Annotated in this window: 15 protein-coding genes, 1 tRNA gene and 1 pseudogene; 8 read left to right on the top strand and 9 right to left on the bottom strand. The window is 41.7% G+C overall.

Annotated elements, in window-relative coordinates; genetic code table 11:
• Together sdhD and sdhC are read right to left on the bottom strand one after the other, a co-directional pair.
• Positions 1-366: a succinate dehydrogenase, hydrophobic membrane anchor protein gene (sdhD, locus tag ACP7BU_RS08395; protein WP_004279431.1), complete on the bottom strand. Its 366-nt coding sequence runs from the start codon at positions 364-366 to the stop codon at positions 1-3.
• Entirely contained in the window at positions 366-764 is a 399-nt protein-coding gene (sdhC, locus tag ACP7BU_RS08390) for a succinate dehydrogenase, cytochrome b556 subunit (RefSeq protein WP_085064488.1), read from the bottom strand. Before sdhC ends, sdhD begins: the two co-directional genes overlap by 1 nt.
• A gap of 1,006 nt (positions 765-1,770) precedes the next feature.
• On the opposite strand from sdhC, the gene gltA reads away from it, so the two are divergent.
• The 3 genes from gltA to ACP7BU_RS08375 all read left to right on the top strand — a co-directional run bounded on the left by gltA (position 1,771) and on the right by ACP7BU_RS08375 (position 5,706).
• Positions 1,771-3,045, top strand: a complete 1,275-nt coding sequence (gltA, locus tag ACP7BU_RS08385; RefSeq protein WP_004279429.1) for a citrate synthase — start codon at positions 1,771-1,773, stop codon at positions 3,043-3,045.
• 158 nt (positions 3,046-3,203) lie between these two features.
• Positions 3,204-3,707 carry a hypothetical protein gene (locus tag ACP7BU_RS08380; protein ID WP_004279428.1) on the top strand — a complete coding sequence of 168 codons (504 nt, stop codon included), beginning with the start codon at positions 3,204-3,206 and terminating at the stop codon, positions 3,705-3,707.
• 373 nt (positions 3,708-4,080) lie between these two features.
• A complete protein-coding gene (locus ACP7BU_RS08375; RefSeq protein WP_004730268.1) occupies positions 4,081-5,706 on the top strand; it encodes an NAD+ synthase in 1,626 nt (541 codons plus the stop codon).
• A 216-nt stretch (positions 5,707-5,922) separates the two neighbouring features.
• Here the strand turns inward: ACP7BU_RS08375 and ACP7BU_RS08370 are convergent.
• A tRNA-Met gene (locus ACP7BU_RS08370) sits at positions 5,923-5,999 on the bottom strand.
• Between the two features lie 175 nt (positions 6,000-6,174).
• Between ACP7BU_RS08370 and ACP7BU_RS08365 the strand changes: the two genes are divergently transcribed.
• Together ACP7BU_RS08365 and ACP7BU_RS08360 are read left to right on the top strand one after the other, a co-directional pair.
• The gene (locus ACP7BU_RS08365) at positions 6,175-6,579 is read left to right on the top strand and encodes a hypothetical protein (RefSeq protein ID WP_425879714.1); all 405 of its coding nucleotides are present in this window, start codon (positions 6,175-6,177) and stop codon (positions 6,577-6,579) included.
• 240 nt (positions 6,580-6,819) lie between these two features.
• Complete coding sequence (locus ACP7BU_RS08360) at positions 6,820-7,260, top strand: universal stress protein (RefSeq protein WP_004279425.1); 441 nt, start codon at positions 6,820-6,822, stop codon at positions 7,258-7,260.
• A gap of 42 nt (positions 7,261-7,302) precedes the next feature.
• Here the strand turns inward: ACP7BU_RS08360 and ACP7BU_RS08355 are convergent, their stop codons facing one another.
• Together ACP7BU_RS08355 and ACP7BU_RS08350 are read right to left on the bottom strand one after the other, a co-directional pair.
• Positions 7,303-7,644 carry an MGMT family protein gene (locus ACP7BU_RS08355; RefSeq protein ID WP_425879711.1) on the bottom strand — a complete coding sequence of 114 codons (342 nt, stop codon included), beginning with the start codon at positions 7,642-7,644 and terminating at the stop codon, positions 7,303-7,305.
• Positions 7,645-7,803: 159 nt separating this feature from the next.
• Positions 7,804-9,303 carry a cation:proton antiporter gene (locus ACP7BU_RS08350; RefSeq protein WP_425879709.1) on the bottom strand — a complete coding sequence of 500 codons (1,500 nt, stop codon included), beginning with the start codon at positions 9,301-9,303 and terminating at the stop codon, positions 7,804-7,806.
• A 216-nt stretch (positions 9,304-9,519) separates the two neighbouring features.
• Between ACP7BU_RS08350 and ACP7BU_RS08345 the strand changes: the two genes are divergently transcribed.
• A complete protein-coding gene (locus ACP7BU_RS08345; protein ID WP_005246964.1) occupies positions 9,520-10,074 on the top strand; it encodes a hypothetical protein in 555 nt (184 codons plus the stop codon).
• Between the two features lie 38 nt (positions 10,075-10,112).
• Here ACP7BU_RS08345 and ypfJ read toward each other — a convergent pair whose 3' ends face one another.
• On the bottom strand, positions 10,113-11,018 hold the full coding sequence (gene ypfJ, locus ACP7BU_RS08340; protein WP_004279421.1) for a KPN_02809 family neutral zinc metallopeptidase: 906 nt from the start codon (positions 11,016-11,018) through the stop codon (positions 10,113-10,115).
• Positions 11,019-11,066: 48 nt separating this feature from the next.
• Complete coding sequence (locus ACP7BU_RS08335; RefSeq protein WP_004646278.1) at positions 11,067-11,993, bottom strand: DUF808 domain-containing protein; 927 nt, start codon at positions 11,991-11,993, stop codon at positions 11,067-11,069.
• Between the two features lie 189 nt (positions 11,994-12,182).
• Between ACP7BU_RS08335 and trpS the strand changes: the two genes are divergently transcribed.
• On the top strand, positions 12,183-13,196 hold the full coding sequence (gene trpS, locus ACP7BU_RS08330) for a tryptophan--tRNA ligase (protein WP_004279419.1): 1,014 nt from the start codon (positions 12,183-12,185) through the stop codon (positions 13,194-13,196).
• 339 nt (positions 13,197-13,535) lie between these two features.
• On the opposite strand, the pseudogene ACP7BU_RS08325 reads toward trpS, so the two are convergent.
• Together ACP7BU_RS08325 and lysS are read right to left on the bottom strand one after the other, a co-directional pair.
• Positions 13,536-14,957: pseudogene (locus ACP7BU_RS08325) on the bottom strand (capsule assembly Wzi family protein).
• Between the two features lie 180 nt (positions 14,958-15,137).
• Positions 15,138-16,667, bottom strand: a complete 1,530-nt coding sequence (gene lysS / locus ACP7BU_RS08320) for a lysine--tRNA ligase (protein WP_425879706.1) — start codon at positions 16,665-16,667, stop codon at positions 15,138-15,140.
• 388 nt (positions 16,668-17,055) lie between these two features.
• Here lysS and ACP7BU_RS08315 point away from each other — a divergent pair, with 388 nt between their 5' ends.
• Positions 17,056-17,550 carry a YqiA/YcfP family alpha/beta fold hydrolase gene (locus ACP7BU_RS08315; protein WP_004279417.1) on the top strand — a complete coding sequence of 165 codons (495 nt, stop codon included), beginning with the start codon at positions 17,056-17,058 and terminating at the stop codon, positions 17,548-17,550.
• Positions 17,551-17,615: the final 65 nt, after the last annotated feature.

Raw genomic sequence — 17,615 nt, 5'->3', positions numbered from 1 at the left:
TCAATTCGCCCAAAAAATCTGGATCGCCCAGATTGCATATGCAAGTACAGCAATGATCACTGCTGAAGTCAGTACAAGGCGTAAACCTGAAGCTGAAGGACCCATTTGACGAGTAGTCACATAATCCGTGAATACCTGCCACATGCCGATCCATGCGTGTGCAACAAGAGATAAGACCGCCAACAAAGACATGATCTTCATTGGAACTGTCATCATAAAGCCGTACCACTGTTCAAAGTTGAAACCACCATTCAGTAGAATCCAACCCAGTACAACAACGGTATAAACAGCTAGAACTACAGCACTGACACGTTGGAGAAACCAATCGCGAGAACCTGAACCTGTTAAACCAGTAGCGCTTTTCATTAGAGTACGATCCATACAAATGCTGCAACAATACCGATTGCAGACAAGATTAATGCGATAGTAGATGCAACACGGCCACTTTCTAGTTCTTCAGCAACGCCAATGTCAGCAAGTAAATGCTTAACACCCGCAATAAAGTGAAAAATCAAGCCGGCGACAAATACCCATACAATGAAACGAACAATGAAACCGTTAAAGATTTCTTGAACTTGCGCAAAACCTTCAGGCGAAGACAATGACTTGTCTAAAATCCATAGAAGGACCGGTACGAGTAAGAATACGATAACACCTGAAAGACGGTGTAGAATTGATGCAATAGCCACGGGTGATTTTAAGTTTACTTCTAAAACTTGACCCATGGACAAATTGACAGGTCTGTTGCTTTTCACAGCGGGCATCCTGTAAGTAAAAACTCCATCCGGAGTTTGTTGGAATTAATTCGAAGGAAAGCTGGCATTCTTAGGCAAATACATGCCTAAAATCAAAACGACACTGAATTATAAAACGTGAACTATTAAAATACAAACGGCTGAATTTGGCTTTTTGGATAAAAAACTATTAAATAAGAATCATTAACAACAATAAGTCGGGCTTAATATATTATTCCGCCCTTTCAATTCCTATCTATATGATTGTTTTTAAATAATTAAGATGATCAATTCACTCGGTTTTAAGCCTGCAGGACCATGTTTGAGTTTTAGACTAAAGACGCACAGTTCCATCACAAATATTATTTAAATCTCTTTTTAATTCAGATTTAAATCAAGCGCCTATATTTAACAGACCACTTGCCCCAATTCAGCAGCAGCGCAGTGATTCAGATAACCTGATGTTAAATAGCGACTTAGTGCATCAGATGATGGGTTTTTCAATCAATTTGAAGCATTTAGATTCAAAAAATCATTCATTTATTTTTATACTGCCTCCCTTTGCTGCAAAGTTGGCCATTTATTAAGCTACTTTTTAATCAATTGAACCGGATTCAAAATTCAATTAATTGCTTTTATTTATAATTCTACCTCTGAAATTCAACTTGGTAAAAACGATGTAAGTTATGAGATTTATATAGTTTTAAGCATGCTCACCTTAATCTTTCACCATTTTCACCCGCATTTCTTGCTAGGAAAAAACGCTTACAAATGCCCCAAGCAGTCTATTTTTTTCTGCACCTCTGCATCAATTTGACTTATTATAGAGGTTTGATGCTGTGATTTTACTGAACTTTTTATACTGAGCGAATATGACTAAACCGCTGTGCGGCCGTCATTTTTTCATCCATAAGTATAATTGACAAAATTTCAGTACTCACTAATCTTATAGCAAATTTTTGATCCGTCCGTTTTGTGCATTAAAAGATTGATAGACAAAGCGGATATACATTCACCAGGACAGGAGATCTATTGAATGTCTGAAGCAACTGGCAAGAAAGCCGTTTTACAGCTTGATGGCAAAGAAATTGAACTACCAATTTACAGCGGCACATTGGGCCCAGATGTAATCGACGTTAAAGATGTGTTGGCTGCAGGTCACTTTACTTTTGATCCTGGTTTTATGGCGACAGCTGCGTGCGAGTCTAAAATCACGTTCATCGATGGCAACAAAGGTGTACTTTTACACCGTGGCTACCCAATCGATCAATTGGCGACTAAAGCTGATTACTTGGAAACTTGCTATTTATTGTTAAATGGCGAACTTCCAACTGCTGAGCAAAAAGAAGAATTTGACGCTAAAGTACGTAACCATACAATGGTTCACGATCAAGTTAGCCGTTTCTACAATGGTTTCCGTCGTGATGCGCATCCTATGGCGATCATGGTCGGTGTGGTTGGTGCGTTGTCTGCGTTCTATCACAACAACCTTGACATCGAAGATGTGAACCACCGTGAAATCACTGCAATTCGTTTAATCGCGAAGATTCCTACGCTGGCGGCTTGGAGCTACAAGTACACCATCGGTCAACCATTCGTTTACCCACGTAACGACCTTGGTTATGCAGAAAACTTCCTGCACATGATGTTTGCTACTCCTGCAGACCGTGATTATAAAGTTGATCCAATTCTTGCAAAAGCAATGGACCGTATCTTCACGCTTCATGCTGACCACGAACAAAATGCGTCTACGTCTACAGTACGTTTAGCTGGTTCTACCGGTGCGAATCCGTATGCATGTATCGCTGCTGGTATCTCTGCACTTTGGGGCCCTGCTCACGGCGGCGCGAACGAAGCTGTTCTTAAGATGCTTGACGAAATCGGCACTGTAGAAAACGTTGCTGGCTTCATGGAAAAAGTAAAAACTAAAGAAGTTAAACTAATGGGCTTCGGTCACCGAGTTTACAAAAACTTCGATCCACGTGCGAAAGTAATGAAAGAAACTTGTGACGAAGTTCTTGGTGCACTTGGCATCAATGATCCACAGCTTGCATTGGCTATGGAACTTGAACGTATCGCGCTTTCTGACGAATACTTCATCAAGCGTAACCTTTACCCGAACGTAGACTTCTACTCAGGTATCATCCTTAAAGCGATTGGTATCCCGACTGAAATGTTTACTGTAATCTTCGCGCTTGCACGTACTGTTGGCTGGATCAGCCACTGGTTAGAAATGCACAGCGGTCCTTACAAGATCGGTCGTCCTCGTCAGCTTTACACTGGCGAAGTTCAACGCGATATCGTTCGTTAATTCGAACCGCGTCGAAAGACTTAAAAAAAGCCACCCTCCCGGGTGGTTTTTTTTAGTGCTGACAAAAGCCTACAAAAAATTGACCTGAAACGTTTTAAAATTAGCATATCAAAATCATATTCACGAACTAAGTCACCTAAAAACAGGATGCATATTGAATGCTGTTGTATTTTCTGCCCTTTATTTTAAGACTGGTTCGTTTTGAACAGTTTAAGTGCCGCAGTCTAACGCCTGGTGAAATCAAAATTTCCCAACAGGTATTTGGCAACCTGATCGATTATTCTCGCGTTAAAATCATGAATCACCCCTACCTGCCCTGGCAATCCAAACATGTCATTATGGCCCCCAGTGGCTACATCCATGTACGCAATTTAAATTATCGGGAAGATTATTCGCGCGAGAGTTTATCTTATCAGGCACTATTTATTCATGAGATGGCGCATATTTATCAACACCAATGTCAGATCAATGTGCTTTTAAAAGGGGCATTTTTACAAAGTGCTTATTTTCTCAGCTTGGGAAAATATAATCCGTACAAATATCAATTTAATCCCAACAAATCATTTTCAACCTACAATATTGAACAACAAGGCGATATTGCCCGGGATATTTTTCTAAAAAAAATTCCGAATATTATTTTAAATCCAAAAATAAACAGATGATATTTAATCAGTTTAATTCCAAACAATATAGCTAAGGCATATTTTAAAAGCCAAAATTTAGATTTCAGTCTTTAAATCTACATAAGCCTAGATGCATAAAAAATCAGCATATTTTCTAATTTTATATAATAACTTTTTTCACTCAATGCCTGTTCTGCTAAATCAACTCTAGCTTATCGATAAAATTTCGATAAAATAGGCAGGTATGATTATTTTGCATCGCAGATTAAGATTCAATGATCATGCGATAAAAAGTTTTTTTATTTAAGCCATTTGGCATTTTATGAATATCGAAGTGCACTCAACTGAATAATTAGAATTATAAAAATCAGTAATTTAGTGTATCAACCTATAGGAATAGGATTTACTTGGAATGAAAAGTTTTAAAATTGCGATTGCTCAATTCTCTCCACATGTGGGCAATCTGGATGCAAATACGCAAAAAATGATTGATCTGGCCAATCAGGCTAAAAAAGATAAAGCGGATCTGATTATCTTTCCTGAACTTTCAACGCTGGGCTACCCTGCAGAAGACTTATTAATTCGCCCGAGCCTGGTGAAACGCACCAAAGCGGCTTTTGAAAAACTGACTGAAGTAAAAGATATTGTCATGGTCTTTGGTTTTGTTAATCAAACTGAAGATGGTCAGCGTTATAACTCGGCTGCTGTCATGAAAGATGGCGAAGTACTGGGTGTTTATAACAAGCAAGTGTTGCCAAACTATGGCGTATTTGATGAAAAGCGTTATTTTGGCGAAGGTCATCAGCATCTGGTTTTTGAGTATCTTGGACATAAATTTGGCGTACTGATCTGTGAAGATGTCTGGTCTTTAGCCACTGTTCAGCAACTGGCAAAATTGAATATCGACACAGCTTTGGTACTAAATGCATCGCCATATGAAGTGGGTAAACCACAACATCGCATTGAAACCATGGCGGCCTTGGTCAAACAGCTAAATATCAATCTGGTGTACTGTAACCAGGTCGGTGGCCAAGATGATCTGATCTTTGACGGTACCAGTTTTGTGCTCAACAAATCTGGCGAGGTGGCTTTACAGGCACCAACTTTCCAGGAAAATCTGGCAATTGCAGAATTTAATGCTGAACAACTGCAATTCAGCAAAGGTGCAATTGCACCTGCTTTAGACACCATGGCTGAGATTTATCAAAGCCTGGTCATGGCTACACGTGATTATGTACAGCGTTCTGGCTTCCCAGGTGTGATTCTGGGACTGTCTGGCGGCATTGACTCTGCCCTGACCCTAGCGATTGCTGTAGATGCGCTTGGCGCAGACAAAGTTCAAGCTGTGATGATGCCTTATACCTATACCGCACAAATCAGTGTGGAAGATGCAGCGGCTCAAGCCAAAAATATGGGCGTGACTTTCGGTATTGCCGAAATCAATCCAGTGGTAAGCGGCTTTATGCAGGTGCTATTCCCGTTCTTTGGCAACGCTCCAGTCGATGCTACCGAGGAAAACCTGCAAGCACGTTCACGGGGCACCTTATTGATGGCCCTATCTAACAAATTCGGTAATCTGGTGCTGGCAACCGGTAATAAGTCTGAACTAGCTGTCGGTTATTGCACCCTGTATGGCGATATGGTCGGTGGTTATGCAGTTCTGAAAGATGTGTATAAAACCATTGTGTTTGAACTGGCGAAATATCGTAACAGCATTTCAGAAACTCCAGTGATTCCGGAACGTGTGATTACCCGTCCACCTTCAGCAGAACTGCGTCCAGATCAGGTCGATCAAGACTCTTTACCTGCCTATGACATTCTGGATGCGATCTTGTACTCTTATATTGAAGAAGATATGAGTCAAGACGATATCATTGCCAAAGGCTTTGATGCTGAAGTCGTGAAAAAAGTGATTCGTCTGGTTGATATCAATGAGTACAAGCGCCGCCAAGGTGCCATTGGACCACGTATCAGCTCACGCTCTTATGGCCGTGAGCGTCGTTATCCAATTGTGAATGGCTGGAAAGCAGGTAGCTAAATTCTGCTCTCAATGATGTAAATCAGAATCGCCCAAGGAATGCTTGGGCGATTTTTTTATGCGGCAGTAGAATGAAAAATAGCCCCAACATCAAGAAGGAAAAATAATGTTTTGTGGAAACTAAAAATTAGTGGATGCTTCAAATATTTTTGATGGTTTACAGTGCTTTTTAAAAGACAAAAAAAGAGACCAAGCTGAGAGCTTGGTCTTTTAAAATGGTGGCTATGACGAGACTTGAACTTGTGACCCCCGCATTATGAGTGCGGTGCTCTAACCAACTGAGCTACATAGCCGTAAACTGTGTGCGCATTATCGTAATTTCAGCTTCTATCGTCAAGCATTTTAAAACACAAATGTTCAGTCTTTATGCAAATATGGAATAAACTTTTAAATTTTAAACAAAAAAGCTTTTTTTAGTATGTAATTCACGCATTCATAGCAGTATTTAATTCTTCGAGAATTCATTACATGTATAAAATCAAAATATTTATTTTACTCATTGGCCTTTCAAGCCTGAGTGCCTGCCAGATCATCTCGCCTATTTTCGTAGATTATAATGGCGTCAGACGTGATGTGGCACAGTGGATTAATCAGCAGCAATTGATGAGCATGCAGCAGAAAAGGTCTTTAGCACAACTCAGCAGAGCACAGCAGAAAATCGAGCGCTATCCGGAATATGAGCAGACTCAACGACTGGCGGTAACCGGGGAAAATCAGATTGCATTACACTGTGCGCATTTACATTTAACAGAACATAAAATCCGGCAGCTACAGCAAAAAATTTATGCAGGTGAAATTCAAACAATTTTAAATCGCTATGAACAGCTGTCACCGCAAATAAAATTAGACCCGACATCTATTCGATGTGATTGACCGCCATTTTGACTAAGCTCATTAATTACATATAAATTATCAACTTAGGCTAAATAAATAACTCGGTTCAATAGCTCTAAACAGATGCTTGATTCTTTAATCTATTAGACATTATACCTATGTATTTACTTGGTTTTATTTTTATACAATACAGGCTATGATCAAAGTATAAACAACTATTCGTACCCGGTTTAACGCGTCATAATTTTATAACTCTAAATTCCCCTTAGGAGAATTCTAATGCCTTTTGAACATATTTTAGTACCTGTTGACGGTTCAGAAACATCGTATGCTGCAGTAGATAAAGCTGTAGAAATTGCCAAAGCATTTAACAGTAAAGTCACAGTGGTTCAAGTGTTGGCGCTGGACCCTTATATCGCTGCGGAATATATCTCTGCGGCACAAACCAATGACCTGATTGAACGTGCCCGCACTTCTATCCTGAAAACGCTGGATGAAGCCAAAGCAAAATTCTCCGGTGCCGGTGTTGAAGTGGATACACAGCTCCTTGAGGGTCAGGTAATTTATAGCGAGATTGTCAAAGCAGCTAAAGATTTAAATTCTGACCTGATCGTGATTGGTTCTCATGGCCGTACTGGCTTCAAAAAACTGTTCCTTGGCAGCGTAGCGCAAAGCATTCTCGGCCAAGCGGATATCCCAGTGATGGTGATTCGCAACTAAATTACCTTCAAAATCCCCACTTTTCACCAAGTGGGGATTTTTTTATACCTCGACCAGACCATCCCATTGATAGCGTTTTAAATCCACTCGATCACCTCTAAAACAAATTCCTTCCTGCATAAGTTTTTGCTGCTGGATATTCTGGCCATGTTCGTCCAGTTGCTTCAGACTGATTTTCGCTTGTGCATTGATCACCCGATACCAGGGAATATTAGTGTCCGAATCTAGATGACTTAATACTCGCCCGACCAATCGCGCATGTTTGGGTAAACCTGCCAGTCTGGCAATCTGTCCGTAAGTGGCGACTTTGGCATATGGAATCTGATTGACCACAGCCAAAATCATTTCTGTCATTTCCTGATTGGCTGAACTTGTCTGGGTCATTTTCATCTCATTAATAGCTCATTTAAATAAAAGATCACACCTCAACCTATCCACAAAAAGCTAGATGAAAATAATCAAGCCTGATGAAATACGCTAACCCAAGCGATCTCAGCTCACTAACAACAAATCCATAGCATATTGAGATTCTAAGTTTTAACTTTAGAAATTATCCGGATTTTCCAGTCGTTTTACTTCCTGAACCTTATCTGGATGATGCACCGTGGCGACGCCATCTGCATCTTTCTGATCAATCAGAATCTCTGGCTGAAAGATAGTAATAGCCTCATTTCCTTTGGCATCTTCTCCAACAATATAGCGAAAACCCTTACGATTCATTTTATGACACATGCGTTGATACCAGCCTTTAAAGCCCTGCGTCTCTTCATTGGGATTATAATAAAACGCATTCATCACCGCAGGCAGGCCCAAGCCACATACCACACCGGACAATAGCACTACAATAAAGGTATAGCCCACCAGAATACTGCTATAGGCTTCCAGCTGAGGAACATTGGCGACCGCCAGAATTAAGGCCAAAGAAATCCCGCCCCGTACTCCGCCCCAAGACAGGATGGTCAAACTGCCGTTATAGCTTTTCTTGCTGACTTTTGGGAACATGGCAAAGGCCAGATAGTTGGCTGCAAAACGGGCCAGATGTAGAATCACAAAAGCCACCATTCCGCCCAGAACCAGACTGGTACTCAAGTCCAGAATAAACAATTCTAGACCAATCAGGGTAAACAGGAATGAATTGATAATTCCCTCAACCGTATGCCAGAAATGATTAACGTCACCAATTTCAGCATCTGCCAGGATTTCTTTCCATTTATTGCCAACAATCAAACCACCAATCACACAGGCAATTGGCGCGGAAGCATGTGCCAGCAAAGCCACCAGATAGGAACCACAAGCCAGCAAGGCCGTGGTCAAAATCAGAGATTCCATTTCATGCTTACCGCGCAAAATCCGCAAGATCGCAAAACCGAATCCGAGACCAATCAGCACCGCCACGACAATTTCATAAAGCAAGGTTTGCAGCACTGCCAGTACCGTAAAGTTTTCACCTTGCAGAACATTGAGCAAGGTCATAAATAAGGCAATACACATTGCATCATTAAACAGTGATTCGCCTTCAAGCTTGACAATCAAATGATGCGGTGCGCGAACCGAACTCAATACGCCTTTGATGCCGATCGGATCTGTGGCGCCCAAGGCCGCCCCTAGCAAGAGCAAAACCAGCAGGTCAACATGTTTACCAATCAGGAACTGATAACCATACAACACCACACCAAAGAACACTGCACAGAACACCAAAGCCAGACCAGCCAAAATACTGATCGGCCGCCAGTGGTTACGCAAATCTGAGACCTTAAACTTCAGCGCAGATGAAGTCAGGATAAAACAGATCACACCATTGATCAGAAAATCATAGAAATCGACGTGACGAACAGCCTGCTCGATATTGTCAATATTGATGCTAAAGAATGGATTACCATGCAGTAAACTGGCGCCCCACTGCAAAATGAAAACAAAGATTGCAGAGACAATAGGGACACCGATCGCTTGCGGAAAGCCTAAAACGCGCTTATTAAACATGGTCGTGGCAATAGACAGAGCAAAGACCACCGTGAGTAGCTGAAGAAAAAAGAAATTTCCCATTCGGTTTCCTAAAATCGGGCGATATGGAGCACTATGCGCCGAGAGGCGTTGTTAAAATAGAGATTTAAATAGCAAGGTATTCTGGCAAAACAAGTTTAGTCCGCTTTTTTATCGAATTGAGTTAAGTTTCTTTTCAGTATTTTCGAATGATGATTTAACATACAGATCAGCACTCGGCTTTTGCTTTCCCATTATTCTATTTTGAATTTTTCTCCCATGCATCAAACTGTCAAAACCATTTTTCGTCTCTGTTTTGCCAGCGTGATTTTTCTGATCACGTTGTCCTTATGTTTTACCTGCTTTGCTAAAATTCAGGAAATTCTGCAAGCAGAACAGCATTATCAGCAAGCCACCAGCATTCCCTTAAAAAGTACAGCCGGCGAACAGTATGTATTGGTGTCCAATAACCAGCGACCAGACAATGCAATTTTTATTCTGATTGCAGGAAATGGTTATGTGGCCAAAATCAACTGTGAACATTACAGCGCTTTATGTAGCGATGAAGACAATCAATCGCATACCCGTCAAATCCAGACTGTTGACTTAATCAAAGCGGGAAATCTGTTCTATATTGAAAAAATCCAGTTCAGAGATAGCCGAACCGGCAAAGCAACTGCTTTAGAATATAACAAACAAGAAATTCAGCAGTTTTATCAAAATGACATTAGCAACCTCAAATATACAGTCTTTGCAATTGCACTGTTTGCTTTGGCTGCATTATTTGTCAGTATCAAGATATTAAGAAACTTCCGGCGTTTTCTGCATAAATAAAAAAAGGAGCATCTGCTCCTTTTTTTTATCGAAGTCATTTAAATATTTTGATTAAAGGTATCACAATTCGCAACTTGACCGGATTTCAAGCCGGTGTTAAACCATTGTACCCGCTGCGCGCTGCTGCCATGGGTAAAGCTGTCCGGCACCACCTGCCCGCGAGCACGTTTCTGTAAATAATCATCGCCAATTTTATGGGCGGCATCCATCGCTTCCTGCACATCACCCTGTTCCAGAAATTGGGTACGTTCATGATTATGGTAAGCCCAAACGCCGGCCAGACAGTCTGCCTGCAATTCCTGACGCACTGAAAGCTGATTACTTTGCACTTCGCTTGCTTGCTGACGTGCTTGCTGTACTTGAGAAGAAATACCTAAAATCGTCTGGATATGATGCCCCACTTCATGGGCCACGACATAGGCCAGCGCAAAATCCCCCGCCTGATCATTGCGGGAAAGTTCGGTGGCATTCTGTTCTCCGGTAATGCCCATTTGGGTACGCATATCTTTAAAGAATGCAGTATCGATATACACTTTCTGGTCTGTCGGGCAGTAGAAAGGCCCCATCGCCGCCTGAGCAGTACCACAACCAGAATTCACGATGCCGTTAAACAACACCAGTTTCGGTGGGACATACTGCTGATTTAACTGCTGCTGAAACACCTGATTCCAGGTATCTTCAGTATCTGCCAATACAGTTCCAACAAAATCAATCGACTCCTGCTGTTCTGGCGTGGGATTTTCCAGGCCACGTGTTTCTGCCGCACCCGATACCCCCTGAGTGACCTGCTTGGTGGTTTGATAAGCCTGTTGTGGATCGACACCGAAAAACTTCCAGGCCACAAAGGCCACAATCAATCCAACAATACTGATTCCGCCAGCTTTGGCACCACCACCACGACGGTCTTCTACATTGCTACTGACACGACGACCTTTCCAACGCATAGTCTTTTCCTTTTCTTAATCTGCTTAATATCCAGATATTTCCACACCTTAAGCTTTTGATGATTTAGGCCAGATTTTCTTAATCAGGCTGATGACCAGCATGACCAGCAGACCCGCTAAAATTCCTACTGCGAAATTAATCAAGGTCGGTGTTACGGCACCGACAATGTTGCCAATGCTGGGAATATCCTGCACATAAGCAACACTGTCTTCAGTAAAGTGATGAATAAAAGGAATTGCATGGTTAATAATTCCACCGCCCACCAGAAACATCGCAGCGGTCCCAACAATGGAGAGAATTTTCATTAAGATCGGGGCAAATGCCAACAAGCCACGTCCTATTTTTTGTTTAAAATCGGACTGCTGTTCAGTCAGATGCAGACCGATATCATCCAGTTTGACAATCAGCGCAACAAAACCATAAACACCAATGGTCATCACCACCGCGATCAGGCTTAAAACAGTCACTTTGGTCAGCATCGAGGCTGCGGCGACCGTTCCCAAAGTAATCACGATAATTTCAGCAGACAGGATAAAGTCAGTGCGAATAGCACCTTTGACTTTTTCATTTTCAAACTGGTGCAAATCCATTTCTGTATGAATCAATTGCTCACGCGCCTGTTCCGCGTCCTTGGCCTTCGGTGTATGCAAGGTATGAATAATTTTTTCCACGCCTTCATAACATAGGAACAAACCACCCAGCACCAACAAGGGATTAATCAGCCAGCCTGCAATAAAGCTGATTAATAATGCCAGCGGCACCAAAATCAGTTTATTAACAAAAGAACCTTTGGCAACTTTCCAGACCACCGGTAATTCACGATCAGCCCGCACACCTGTCACTTGCTGCGCATTTAAAGCCAGATCATCACCAAGGACGCCTGCTGTTTTTTTTGCTGCCATTTTGCTCATGACAGCGACATCATCCAGAACAGTAGCAATATCATCTAATAATAGTAATAAACTGCTCGCCATACTTATTATCCTTATCTTCTTTCCAGATAGTTTAATCAAAATTCTTAAAAATATTGTATTCACTTGTTTAATTTATAAGATTTTTTTACGACAGCTTTTTTTCTGGCTGACAATCAAAAACAGAATGCCGTACAATGTTGCCATTCGTTAAAATACAGCTGTAGTACTGACTACCCTTTGGAATAGATAATGAGTAATCAAGATAATCGTCCAGTGATCTTGACGGGCGACCGTCCTACCGGACAACTCCACCTCGGCCACTTTGTGGGTTCATTACGCTCTCGTGTAGGTCTGCAAGATTCTCACCATCAACACTTGTTACTCGCCGATGCTCAAGCCCTGACCGATAATGCGGACAATTTTGAAAAAGTACGTCGTAACATTATTGAAGTGGCGACGGATTATCTGGCTGTCGGTATTGATCCAACTAAAACCACAATTTGTGTGCAGTCATGCCTGCCAGCACTAAATGAACTGACCATGCTTTACCTCAATTTCGTGACGGTTTCACGTCTTGAGCGTAACCCAACGATCAAATCTGAAATCCAGATGCGTGGTTTTGAGCGTGATATTCCAGCCGGTTTCTTGTGCTACCCGGTGGCTCAAGCTGCTGACATTACGGCATTCAAGGCCACTGTAGTTCCTGTGGGTGAAGATCAGATTCCAATGATCGAACAGACCAACGAAATCGTGCGTCGTTTAAACCGTCAAATTGGTCATGACCTGTTACCAGAATGTAAGGCACTACTTTCCAATGTTGGTCGCCTACCTGGTTTTGATGGTAAAGCAAAAATGTCGAAATCTTTGGGCAATACCATTGTGCTAGATGCAACAGATAAAGATATTAAGAAAGCCGTCAATGCCATGTATACCGATCCGAATCACTTACGTATTGAAGATCCAGGTCAGGTCGAAGGCAACGTGGTATTCACCTATCTAGATGCCTTCGATCCAAATAAAGAAGAGCTGGAAGAACTTAAAGCCCATTATCGTCGTGGTGGTTTAGGCGATGGTACAGTGAAAAAACGTCTGGAAAGCATTTTAAAAGAATTGATCGGTCCAATTCGTGAGCGTCGTATTGAACTGGCTAAAGATCCGGATTACATCATGGATATTCTAAAAACTGGTACGGATAAATGTCGCGATATTACCCAGGCGACACTGGATGAAGTTAAATCTGGCCTCGGCGTATTCCATTTCTAAATATAAAATTGCTTTGAAAAGCTCTTCTGATGAAGGGCTTTTTTATTTAAACTATAATTGCGCAAAAATGATGCAAATATCCCCACATAATCTTCATAGTTTTAACCTTATTTAACATGTATTAACATGAATACTGATGAGTCATATGAGAATGCATCCTATTATGGTCATATTCAGTAAGGAATCAGATTTAACTCTCTCCACAGTTAATGAAGTAGTTTGAAAGACATTCCTTTTTCTACGCAATGACAACCCCAATCATTGCGTTTTTTTTGTTTATAGTTTTTCAAAATGCTAAAAAAATCCTGCGTTTAAGCAGGATTTAATCATGGCTAAGAATTAATAACTGAACAAGCCTTTTTCTAATGGTATTTCGATACCTAAAGAAACTCCGCTATCTCGACCATTTACCTTTGAATCACCGACCCATGCATTAATTTTAAGCGGCATTTCTGGACGGATATAATGTGACCAGGTCAAATCCAGTGCTTTAATCTCATCATTAAAAGCAAAAGCAGCATTATTAACGGCGGCTCGTTCCGATTGATTCACATCAGCAAAAAGTATACGACCCGATAAGCGGTTCATAAAATCAATACGAATGTCTTCACCCACGGAAATCATCTGCGCATCGCCACCTAAAGCATGTGCTAGAGGATAACCATGCTGATAAAAACCGTCTGTATAATTCGTATGGTTGTAGGAAATGCCTTGAACCTTGCCATTAGTCCGCGTATCTGCCCATTCTGCATAAACTTAGTATGGCATATTTCTCAAACTAGCAGAATAGTCGATTCTAGCCAAATACATTTTTTTTGCAGGTAAGCCCCCAGCCTCATCTTCTCCTACATATTGAGCATATAGACCCACCGGAATTTGGGTAAGAGAAAATAAATTTAACCGCGCATCGAAACCGGCAATCTGGTTAGATGGGTCTGGTTCACCTGTACCCCCATTATCTTTACTACCTACAAAAGCATCCCACAGCGAACTTAAACTTTCAGGTCGTCCTTCACCACCCCACTGAATCGCACGCGAGGCACCAAGCTCTAAATAAGGTAAAGGCTGTGCTGTAACACGCAAACCAATCAATTTGGCGTCTGGAACTGCGCTATAGTCATCGAGTTGACCGGCAAAAGCCTGATATTGCCACGGCCCAATCCAAGATAACCATTTATTTTCAAATGCTGTCTGTTCTGCACGTTGAACTGTAAAGCCATAGACTGGACGACTGGCATCACCACGCATCAAGCTGCCATCATGGCTTGGGCCCCAGTAAGTTGGAATCTGCCCAGCAATCAACCATTGATTCCAAAGTTTCCCCGCCAGATAAGAACCTTCGAGATTTACATCCTGATCATTATCAATTTGTGGATCTTTTTCAGCATTCACCCTGATTTTGGCATCCCAATTCGTACTGCCAGCATTAAACTCTAAAGCTGCCTGATATTGTGCTTTTTGCTGATCCCCGAAAGTCTGTGGAATATTTTTTTGATCGGTTTCTGCAAATACACCCAATTTTAGCAGTTGATTATCTGCCTTTAGTTTAGCCAGAACCGAATCGATTACACGCTGCTGTACAGTATTGCTGATCTGCGCATTTGTTAAGGCTCGTTGAATTTCATCCCCACTCAGCGGCCAGGTTGAGGTACTGATTTGAATAACCCCTTGCTGGTTTAACCAGTTCAGGTCAGTACGCAAATTTGCATCATTTAGAACCAGGCCCTGAGCAAAAGCAGGAAGAGCAAGCGTAGTCAGCAACACACTCAATAATGTTTTTTTTTAGCAACATGGGATGAATATTCTCAAGTTTATTTTCTGCTTCACCTTAATCGCTCCTATGTTAATTTTCAACGATTAAACTGTTGTTTTTTACTCAAGCTTTCAGATGTATCGATAAAAAATAACCCACACAATGGTGGGTTATTTTGAATTCAGCATTTAAGCATTTTTATGACGCATATGCGGGAACAAGATCACATCGCGGATACTTGCTGCATTGGCAAAGATCATCACCAGACGGTCAATACCAATACCCTCACCTGCTGTTGGAGGAAGACCGTATTCCAATGCTTCTACAAAGTCTGCATCGTAATGCATAGCTTCATCATCACCAGCATCTTTTTCAGCAACCTGTGCCTGGAATCGTTCAGCCTGATCGATTGGATCATTTAATTCCGAGAAGCCATTTGCCAACTCACGGCCACCGATGAAGAATTCAAAACGGTCGGTAATGTGTGGATTGTGATCATTACGGCGTGCCAATGGAGAAGTTTCCGCTGGATATTCAGTAATGAACGTCGGTTGACGCAATTTGGTTTCTACGGTTTCTTCAAATACCATAGTTTGCAGTTTGCCCAGACCAAAACCTGGCTTCACTTGCTCTTTCAATTCTTCCTGAAGGAATTTTGCCAGGAACTCACGGTCATTGACATTTTCAGGAGTAAATTGCGGGTTATTTTCCAGAATCGCATCGAACATTGAAATTTTCTTGAATGGCCCTTTGAAGCTATACACTTCATCGCCATAAGGCACGTCAGTCGTACCCAAGATATCAATCGCCAGACGCTCTAGCATTTGCTCGGTCAATTCCATCAAGTCTTTGTAATCTGCATACGCCTGGTAGAATTCAATCATGGTGAATTCAGGGTTATGACGGGTAGAAACACCTTCGTTACGGAAGTTACGGTTAATTTCAAACACACGTTCAAAACCACCGACTACCAAACGCTTTAAGTAGAGCTCTGGCGCAATACGCAAGAACAATGACATGTCCAGTGCATTGTGATGTGTTTCAAAAGGACGTGCTGATGCACCACCTGGAATCACATGCATCATTGGCGTTTCAACTTCCATATAGCGCTTTTCAGTCAGGAAGGCACGGATACCCGCCACAACTTTGGCACGAATTTCAAAAGTTTTACGTGTTTCTTCATTAACGATCAGGTCAAGATAACGTTTACGATACTTCACTTCAGTATCGTTCAGACCATGGAACTTGTTTGGAAGTGGACGCAATGATTTGGTCAGTAATTCAAAATGTTCGATATGTACATACAAATCGCCTTTACCCGAACGACCGATATAACCTTCGACTGCAATGATATCGCCAAGGTCCAGACCTTTAATGGTAGCCAGTACATCTTCAGCGAGTTCTTTACGCGCAACATAAAGCTGGATACGACCTGTCATGTCCTGGATCACGATAAATGAACCACGGTTCAACATTACACGACCGGCAACTTTGACGTAGACCTTTTCGCCTGCTTCAATTTCTTCTTTAGATTTATCAGCGAACTGGTCTTGTAAATCCTGGGCATAATGCTCACGCTTAAAGGTATTCGGCCATGGGCTCTTACCTGTTTCTTGTGCCTGAGCTTCGATTTGCTTTAACTTGGCATGACGCTGTGCAATTAAATCGTTTTCGGAAATGATTTGTTCAGAAGTCGATTGAGCGTTAGTTTGCGTCATCTCTGCCTCGAATAAGATTAGTTAAAAAATAGAAGTTGCATAGAATAGCAGAAATCCTTCTCAAATCGTAGCGCAAACACTCTCAGGAACCGGCTTTTCTTTGGAAAAATCCACTATCCTGCTATTTACACCATTCGGTTGAGCCCTTCTGTCACTCTTTTAAATTGCCTTTCTTCAACCTTTTGCAGCACCCCGCTGCTCTCAGTTGGGATTAAAGTTTAAATCAGACAGGGGTTATACAAAATCATTGCACTGCAAAATTGTGGCTTAGACCAATAGCTAACTGCCTTGTACACCCAGACGTTCTACAATGACGCTCAGATTGAAGATGATGTGCCAATCAACAAATAACCAATATGGCATGTCCCATAAAAATGAGTAATGAACTATGTCTAAGATTTTGTTTTTACATGGCTTAGATTCCTCCAGAGAATCCACCAAGTTCCATGCCATTGATGTGGTACATAAATACTGTATCGATGTCGATTATCGAAATCTGAGTTATAGTTCGGTCACCGAGTTTTATCATGAGATGATTGAAACCATCAAACCGGATATTCTGGTCGGCCACAGTCTTGGCGGTTATTGGGCACTGAAAATGTCACAAGCGTATCAAATTCCATGTGTAGTGGCCAATCCCATTTTGCAGCCTAACTTCCGCGATGATTATCCGCCGATTGGGCATCACGATTTACAGCATGATATTCCTCAGTTTGCCTATCTGGAGCTGGGCGATGAAATTCTGGATATGCATGCGGTTCAGACACAACTTGAAGACTATATGCAAATTCAGGCAGTTGATGGCGGCCATCATCGTCTGGAACATCCTGAGCAAATTAATACACTGATTCAGGAAATCGAAGATCATTTTATCAGGCAATAAAAAAGCCCCACATTTTTGGGGCTTTTTTTTAATTTATGACTTAAGCAACTGCCGCTTCAGGCTGA

Origin of the sequence: Acinetobacter sp. 40AMC3-4 (assembly GCF_049898185.1) — a bacterium.
In the GTDB taxonomy this organism is placed as follows: domain Bacteria; phylum Pseudomonadota; class Gammaproteobacteria; order Pseudomonadales; family Moraxellaceae; genus Acinetobacter.
Note: the sequence above shows the minus strand (reverse complement) of the source record. Positions and strands in the feature narration are given on the sequence as shown.

Excerpts from the sequence above, each read along its gene's own strand:
- sdhD (WP_004279431.1), bottom strand. The coding sequence starts at position 366 with ATGAAAAGCGCTACTGGTTTAACAGGTTCAGGTTCTCGCGATTGGTTT.
- sdhC (WP_085064488.1), bottom strand. The coding sequence starts at position 764 with ATGCCCGCTGTGAAAAGCAACAGACCTGTCAATTTGTCCATGGGTCAA.
- gltA (WP_004279429.1), top strand. The coding sequence starts at position 1,771 with ATGTCTGAAGCAACTGGCAAGAAAGCCGTTTTACAGCTTGATGGCAAA.
- ACP7BU_RS08380 (WP_004279428.1), top strand. The coding sequence starts at position 3,204 with ATGCTGTTGTATTTTCTGCCCTTTATTTTAAGACTGGTTCGTTTTGAA.
- ACP7BU_RS08375 (WP_004730268.1), top strand. The coding sequence starts at position 4,081 with ATGAAAAGTTTTAAAATTGCGATTGCTCAATTCTCTCCACATGTGGGC.
- ACP7BU_RS08365 (WP_425879714.1), top strand. The coding sequence starts at position 6,175 with ATGTATAAAATCAAAATATTTATTTTACTCATTGGCCTTTCAAGCCTG.
- ACP7BU_RS08360 (WP_004279425.1), top strand. The coding sequence starts at position 6,820 with ATGCCTTTTGAACATATTTTAGTACCTGTTGACGGTTCAGAAACATCG.
- ACP7BU_RS08355 (WP_425879711.1), bottom strand. The coding sequence starts at position 7,644 with ATGACCCAGACAAGTTCAGCCAATCAGGAAATGACAGAAATGATTTTG.
- ACP7BU_RS08350 (WP_425879709.1), bottom strand. The coding sequence starts at position 9,303 with ATGGGAAATTTCTTTTTTCTTCAGCTACTCACGGTGGTCTTTGCTCTG.
- ACP7BU_RS08345 (WP_005246964.1), top strand. The coding sequence starts at position 9,520 with ATGCATCAAACTGTCAAAACCATTTTTCGTCTCTGTTTTGCCAGCGTG.
- ypfJ (WP_004279421.1), bottom strand. The coding sequence starts at position 11,018 with ATGCGTTGGAAAGGTCGTCGTGTCAGTAGCAATGTAGAAGACCGTCGT.
- ACP7BU_RS08335 (WP_004646278.1), bottom strand. The coding sequence starts at position 11,993 with ATGGCGAGCAGTTTATTACTATTATTAGATGATATTGCTACTGTTCTG.
- trpS (WP_004279419.1), top strand. The coding sequence starts at position 12,183 with ATGAGTAATCAAGATAATCGTCCAGTGATCTTGACGGGCGACCGTCCT.
- lysS (WP_425879706.1), bottom strand. The coding sequence starts at position 16,667 with ATGACGCAAACTAACGCTCAATCGACTTCTGAACAAATCATTTCCGAA.
- ACP7BU_RS08315 (WP_004279417.1), top strand. The coding sequence starts at position 17,056 with ATGTCTAAGATTTTGTTTTTACATGGCTTAGATTCCTCCAGAGAATCC.